Here is a 7,157-nt window from a genome sequence, read left to right as displayed (position 1 = left end):
GTTCGGAACCGACGCCTCGCGGCGGCGGTTCCTGGGGTTGGCCGCCGGGGCCGTTGTGCTGGCTGCCGGATCCGCCGCGGCCGGGCGGTGGGCCGGCGAACGTGCGCGCGCGGTGACCGCGGATCTGCGCCGGTTCGTGGTCCCGCGTCCACAGGTGGCGGCCGCGCCCGTCCCGCCCGGGACCGACCCGCCCGTCCCGGGGATCACCGCTTTCCGCACCCCCGACGACACCTTCTACCGGATCGATACCGCCCTGCGACTACCCGCGTTGACCAGCGACGACTGGCAGCTGCGGATTCACGGCATGGTGGAGCGCGAAATCCGGTTCACCATGGACGATCTGCTGCGGCGGCCCGCCGTGGAGAAGACGATCACCCTGACCTGTGTGTCCAACGAAGTCGGTGGTGACCTGGTCGGCAATGCCACCTGGATCGGATACCCGCTCGCCGACCTTCTCGCCGAGGCCGGGGTCCGCCCGGACGCGGATATGGTGCTGTCCACCAGCGCCGACGGTTTCACCGCCGGTACGCCGGTCGCGGCGCTCACCGACGGTCGCGACGCCCTGCTCGCGGTGGGTATGAACGGCGAACCGCTGCCGGTCGCGCACGGTTACCCGGCCCGGATGGTGGTGCCCGGTCTCTACGGATACGTCAGTGCCACGAAATGGGTGGTCGATCTGGAGATCACCCGGTTCGATCGTGCCCAGGCCTACTGGACCCGGCGCGGCTGGTCGGCGTTCGGCCCGATCAAAACCGCCTCCCGTATCGATGTTCCGGCCGCCTTCGGCCGTATCGCTGCGGGGCCGGTGGTGGTGGCCGGGGTCGCCTGGGCTCAGCATCGCGGGATCGCCGCGGTGGAGGTGCAGGTCGACGACGGTCCCTGGCGGCCGGCCGACCTGGCGCCGGAGTATTCGCTGGACACCTGGCGGCAGTGGACCTGGCGCTGGGACGCGCCGCCCGGTTCACACACCCTGCGGGTACGAGCCACGGACGGGGCGGGCCGGGTGCAGACCGAGGAGCGTGCCGACCCGGTCCCGGACGGCGCGACGGGTTGGCACAGCCGAACGGTCACCGTCGGGTGACGATGACCGTCCGGGCCGCTACGCCGCCGCCGGTTCCCGAGCGAACTGGGTCCGGTACAGCTCGGCGTAGCGCCCGCCCGCGGCGAGCAGTTCGGTATGCGTTCCCCGTTCCACGATGCGACCGGATTCGACCACCAGGATCTGATCGGCCGCTCGCACGGTGGAGAGCCGGTGGGCGATCACCAGGGCGGTACGGCCCTGGAGCGCTTCGGTCAGTGCCGCCTGCACCGCGGCCTCGGAGGTCGAGTCGAGGGAGGCGGTCGCCTCGTCCAGGATCACCACCCGTGGCTGTTTCAGCAGCAGCCGGGCGATGGTGAGACGCTGGCGCTCACCGCCGGAGAGGCGGTAGCCGCGTTCCCCGACCACCGTGTCCAGCCCGTCGGGCAGGGTCGCGATCAGATCGCTCAGGCGGGCCCGCTCCAGCGCGTCCCACAGCTGTTCCTCGCCGGCGTCCGGGGCGGCCAGCAGCAGATTGGCCCGGATGGTGTCGTGGAACAGGTGGCCGTCCTGGGTGACCAGGCCGACGGTTTGCTGGATCGACTCCGTGGTGAGTTCGCGGATATCGGTGCCGCCCAGCCGGACCGCGCCCGAATCCACATCGTAGAGCCGGGAGACCAGCTGCGCGATGGTCGATTTGCCGGCGCCGGAGGAGCCGACCAGGGCGATCATCCGGCCGGGTTCGGCGCGCAGTGACACCCCGTGCAGCACTTCCTCACCGCCGCGGGTGTCCAGTGTGGCCACCTCTTCCAGCGAGGCCAGCGAGACCTTGTCGGCGGCGGGGTAGCCGAACCGCACCTCGTCGAGCTCCACCGTGACGGGCCCGGCGGGCACCGGCCGCGCCCCGGGGGCGTCCTCGATGAGCGGTTTCAGATCGAGGACCTCGAAAACCCGCTCGAAACTGACCAGCGCGGACATGATCTCCATCCGGGCACTGGCCAGCGCGGTGAGCGGGGAGTACAGCCTGGTGAGCAGGAGTGACAGGGCCACCACGGCACCCGCGTCCAACTGCCCGCGCAGCGCGTACCAGCCGCCGAGGCCGTAGACCAGCGCGACGGCCAGCGCGGAAACCAGCGTCAGCGCCGTGACGAAAACGGTCTGCAGCATGGCGGTGCGCACGCCGATATCGCGGACCCGCCGCGCCCGCAGGGCGAATTCGGCCGATTCCTGGGCCGGGCGGCCGAAGAGTTTCACCAGAGTCGCCCCCGGCGCGGAGAAACGCTCGGTCATCTGCGTGCTCATCGACGCGTTCAATCCCGCTGCCTCCCGCTGGATATCGGCCAGCCGGTCGCCCATCCGCCGGGCCGGGATCACGAAGACCGGCAGCAGGAGCAGCGCGAGCAGGGTGATCTGCCAGGACAATTGGAGCATCACCACCAGGGTGAGCGCCACGGTGACGATATTGGCGACCACGCCCGAGAGGGTGTCGCTGAAGGCGCGCTGCGCCCCGATCACATCGTTGTTCAACCGGCTGACCAGCGCGCCGGTCCGGGTCCGGGTGAAGAAGGCGATCGGCATCCGCTGGACGTGGTCGAAGACAGCGGTCCGCAGGTCGAGGATCAGGCCCTCACCGATCCGCGCCGACAGCCAGCGAATGGCCAGCCCGAGACCGGCATCGAAGACGGCCAGCGCGGCGATGGCCAGTGCCAGCAGTATCACTGTCCGCGGCGGCGTCCCCGCGAAGATATCGTCGACCACCCGGCCCGCGAGCAGCGGCGTGGCGACCACCAAAACCGCCGCGGCCACGCTGAGGACGAGGAAGGCGATCAGCCGCCGCTGATGCGGCCGGGCGAAGCGCAGGATGCGCCGTGCCGTGGCGAGACTGAACGACCGCGTCTCCTCGGGTGCGTGCATGCGCCGGTACATCTGGTCCCAGGCCACCGATTCCATGCTCATCTGACAATGTCCTTCCGCTCCGGAGCACGATTGAACTCCGGTGCACCGACACTAGAAGCTGAACCAATGTTCAGGTCAAGCGCCCGGCGGCCGGGATCCATCGGTACCGGGAACCTCTGCGACCGGGGCGAGTTCGAGACGGACCCCGAGCAACCGGATCGGACGATCCAGCGGAAAACGATCCAGCACCCGCAGCGCCGTATCGACGATCGTGGGGATATCGGTGGTCGGCTCCGGCAGTTTGGACTGCTTGCTGCGGGTATAGAAGGTACTGGTGCGCACGGTGACCGAGACCCGGGTGGCCATCCGGCCGGCCTCGATGATCTCCGCCGCGACCTCCGCCGCCAGCCGGGCCACCTGGGCGCCTATCTCGGCCGGATCGCCGAGATCCCGCGGGAAGGTCTGCGATCTACTGCGCCCCACCGCCGGCGGCGGTTTCGTCACCACCTCGGTATCACCGGCGCCGCGACTCATCACCCACAGCGCGGGACCGTTCGTCGGACCGAACTCGGCCGCGAGCCGGGACCGGTCGGCGGTCATCAGATCCCCGACGGTATGGATATCGAGTTCGGCCAGCCGGGCCGCGATCCGGCTACCGATGCCCCAGAGCGCGTTCGTCGGACGATGGGCCATCACCTCGGACCAGTTGGCGGCGGTGAGCCGGAACATGCCGTCGTGCGCTCCCGGATGGTCGGTTGCGGTGACACCGGGTTTCCCGACCGATTTCGCGAAACCGGTGGCCAGTTTCGCGGTGAGCTTGTTGTCGCCGATGCCGATCGCGCAGCCGAGATCCAGTTCTTCCACCGCGGCCCGGATCGCCCGAGCGAATTCCTCGGGCTCCTCGGTATCGACCGCCACGAACGCCTCGTCCCACCCCCAGACCTCCACCTGATCGGTGAACGTGCGCAGCCGGGCCATGACCTCCTCGGACGCTTCCTCGTAGCAGGGGACGTCCAAGGGCAGGAACACCGCCTCCGGGCATTTTCGCGCCGCCGACCGCAACGCCATACCCGCCCGCACCCCGTAGCCGCGCGCCGGATACGACGCGCAGGTCACCACCTTGCGGGGCTCGTCCGGGTCGCCGTTTCCGCCCACGATCACCGGCTGCCCGCGTAGTTCGGGATGGCGCCGGTACTCCACCGCGGCCTGGAACTGGTCGAGGTCGACGTGCAACAGCCATCTGGCCACGACACTGTCTTACTCCTACCGGGTGACAAACAGGGGGATATCGGGGCGCCCACCTAGGCTGGATCGTGTGACCGACCACGACGCACGACGGGACACACTCGCACGGCAGCTGCGTGCGCGGATCGGTATCGAGGCGGTGGACATCTCCCACCGCCGCCGGGTGGAGTACTCGTCGGACGCCTCGAACTACCGGGTGCTGCCCGAAGCGGTGGTCTTTCCCCGAACCGACGAGGATGTGGCGGCCGTACTGGAGGTCGCGCGGAGCGAGGGTACCGCCGTGACCCCGCGGGGCGGCGGCACCTCGGTCGCGGGCAATGCGGTCGGTCCCGGCATCGTCCTCGATTTCAGCAGGCATATGACCGGTATCGCCGAGATCGATCCGGATCGGCGGACCGCCCGGGTGCAGCCGGGCGTGGTGCTGTCGGATCTGCAGCGCCGGGCCCGGGAACACGGGCTGCGCTTCGGCCCGGATCCGTCCACCCAGAACCGCTGCACTCTCGGCGGCATGATCGGCAACAATGCCTGCGGTCCGCACGCCATCGCGTGGGGTCGCACCTCCGACCGGGTGCGGGAGCTGCGGATCATCGACGGTACCGGCGCGTCCCGCCGCCTCGCGGACTCGCTGGACGCGGTCCCCGGGCTACCGGAGTTCACCGCGAAATCCCTCGCCGTGCTGCGCACCGACCTGGGCCGGTTCGACCGGCAGGCGTCGGGCTACGGGCTCGAATATCTGCTGCCGGAACGCGGCGGGTCGGTGGCCGGCTCGTTCGTCGGGGCGGAGGGCACCTGCGGTGTACTGCTCGAGGCCGAGCTGGAATTGGTGCCGATCCCGGCGGCGACCCTGCTGGTCGTGCTCGGTTACCCGGATCTGGCGACCGCCGCCGACGATATCGCCGCGGTGGTCTCGGTCGCGCCGGTGGCGGTCGAGGGTATCGATGCCCGGCTGATCGAGGTGGTGCGCGCACACGGCCGGCGGGTCCCCGATCTGCCGCGTGGCACCGGCTGGCTGTTCGTGGAGCTGGCGGGGGAGAACGCGGCGGCCGCCCACGCCGCCGCCCGCCGCTTGTGCGGGGCGGCGGGTGCGCTGGACAGCCGGATCATCGAAGACCCCGGCGCCGCGGCCGCGCTGTGGCGGATCCGGGCCGACGGTGCCGGCCTGGCCGGCCGCACCCGCGACGGTGAGCCGGCCTGGCCGGGTTGGGAGGACGCGGCGGTTCCGCCTGCCCGGCTCGGCGCCTACCTGCGCGATTTCGACGAGCTGACCCGCGAGCACAAGGTCGACGGCCTGCTCTACGGGCATATCGGCGACGGCTGTATCCATGTGCGGCTGGACCTGCCGATCGCCGCCGCGCCGGAACGGTTCCGGGCCTTCCTGACCGACGCGGCACACCTCGTGGTGGGCCACGGCGGTTCGCTGAGCGGAGAACACGGCGACGGCCGGGCCCGATCGGAACTGCTGGAGATCATGTACTCACCCGAGGTCCGCGCGGTCTTCGCGGGTTACAAGGCGCTGTTCGATCCGGCGAACTTCCTCAATCCGGGTGTGCTGGTGCAGCCGCGCCCGCTCGACGCCGATCTGCGACTGGCGGGTCTGCCGCCGCTGCCGCGCGCGGGCGGCTTCGCCTTCGCCGGCGATGCCGGGGATCTGGCCACCGCGGTGCACCGCTGTGTCGGGGTGGGTAAATGCCGGGCCGATACGCGTGGCACGGGTGGTTTCATGTGCCCCTCCTATCTGGCGACAGCCGACGAGAAGGACACCACCCGAGGCCGGGCCCGGGTATTGCAAGAAGTGGTCCGGGGAGAGCTGGACTGGGCCGCGCCCGCGGTGGCCGAATCGCTGGACCTGTGCCTGTCCTGCCGCGCCTGCGGTACGGACTGCCCGGCGGGCGTCGATATGGCGACCTACAAATCCGAGACGCTCCACCGCCGCTACCGCGGTCGGTTGCGCCCTCGCGACCACTACACACTGGGCCGGCTCCCGCGCTGGCTGGGTGGGGCGACCCGGGTGCCGTGGCTGGTCAACGCGCTGGCCGGCGCCGGACCGTTGCGCCGGCTCGGGATGCGCGCCGCCGGGATGGATCCACGCCGGGAGGTACCGGAACTCGCGCCGCGATCCTTCCGGCGGATCTGGCGCCGGGAAGCGGCGAAGCAGCGGGTGGCCGAGCCGGACGCGACGCCGGTGATGCTGTGGGTGGACACCTTCACCAATGCCTTCGATCCGGATATCGCGGTGGCGGCGGTGCGTCTGCTCAATTCGCTCGGTTATCGGGTGGTCGTGCCGCGCCGGCAGGTGTGCTGCGGACTGACCTGGATCAGCACCGGGCAGTTGGACGGCGCCCGGGCGCGGCTGCGCGCCACCCTCGATGCCCTCGACGACCATGTGCGCGCCGGTGGCGCGGTGATCGGTCTCGAACCGTCCTGCATCGCCGCGTTGCGGGCCGATCTGCCGGAGTTACTGCCCGAGGATCCGCGTTCCCGGCCGGTCGCGGCCGCGGTCCGCACGCTCGCCGAGTTCCTCACCGCGCAACCGGACTGGCGCCCGCCCCGCTACCCCGGCCGATCGCTGGTCGTCCAGCCGCATTGTCACCACCATTCGGTGCTCGGCTTCGATGCCGATCGCCGGATATTTGCCCAGATGGGAGTGAATGTGACAGAGATCGCAGGATGCTGTGGGCTGGCCGGTAATTTCGGAATGCAGAAAGGCCATTACGAGATATCGCTGACGGTGGCGGGCAACGGAATACTTCCGGCGCTGGAGAATGCCGAACCGGATGCCGTCGTGGTCGCCGACGGATTCTCCTGCCGGACCCAGGCCGCCCAGCTCACCGGCCGGCGGGGCCGGCATCTCGCACAGATTCTGCTGGAGGACAGTTGATTCCGGGTGCACCGAGGATTTCGTGACATCGAAGAGCGGCCGATCCCGAAAGACCGGCCGCTCTTCGTGAAGGCTCAGCTCCCGAATGGGAGGGTCCCGGGTGGAATCTCGTAGCCGGAG

At 70.3% G+C, this 7,157-nt stretch carries 4 protein-coding genes; 2 read left to right on the top strand and 2 right to left on the bottom strand.

Annotated elements, in window-relative coordinates; all coding sequences use genetic code 11:
* Positions 1 to 1,081 (top strand): molybdopterin-dependent oxidoreductase (locus ACLML9_RS14295; RefSeq protein WP_411945980.1); only part of this gene is annotated, 1,081 nt, incomplete at its 5' end.
* A gap of 18 nt (positions 1,082 to 1,099) precedes the next feature.
* On the opposite strand, the gene ACLML9_RS14290 is transcribed toward ACLML9_RS14295, so the two are convergent.
* Together ACLML9_RS14290 and ACLML9_RS14285 are read right to left on the bottom strand one after the other, a co-directional pair.
* Entirely contained in the window at positions 1,100 to 2,974 is a 1,875-nt protein-coding gene (locus ACLML9_RS14290; RefSeq protein ID WP_411945979.1) for an ABC transporter ATP-binding protein, read from the bottom strand.
* A 75-nt stretch (positions 2,975 to 3,049) separates the two neighbouring features.
* On the bottom strand, positions 3,050 to 4,162 hold the full coding sequence (locus tag ACLML9_RS14285; protein ID WP_411945978.1) for a DNA polymerase IV: 1,113 nt from the start codon (positions 4,160 to 4,162) through the stop codon (positions 3,050 to 3,052).
* 67 nt (positions 4,163 to 4,229) lie between these two features.
* Here ACLML9_RS14285 and ACLML9_RS14280 point away from each other — a divergent pair, with 67 nt between their 5' ends.
* On the top strand, positions 4,230 to 7,037 hold the full coding sequence (locus ACLML9_RS14280) for an FAD-binding and (Fe-S)-binding domain-containing protein (protein WP_411945977.1): 2,808 nt from the start codon (positions 4,230 to 4,232) through the stop codon (positions 7,035 to 7,037).
* The last annotated feature ends 120 nt before the right edge of the window (positions 7,038 to 7,157 follow it).

This window comes from Nocardia sp. NPDC002869 (genome assembly GCF_046764065.1).
Taxonomy (GTDB): Bacteria; Actinomycetota; Actinomycetes; order Mycobacteriales; family Mycobacteriaceae; genus Nocardia; species Nocardia rhamnosiphila.
This window is presented reverse-complemented; position numbering and strand designations above follow the sequence as displayed.

Excerpts from the sequence above, each read along its gene's own strand:
- ACLML9_RS14290 (WP_411945979.1), bottom strand. The coding sequence starts at position 2,974 with ATGAGCATGGAATCGGTGGCCTGGGACCAGATGTACCGGCGCATGCAC.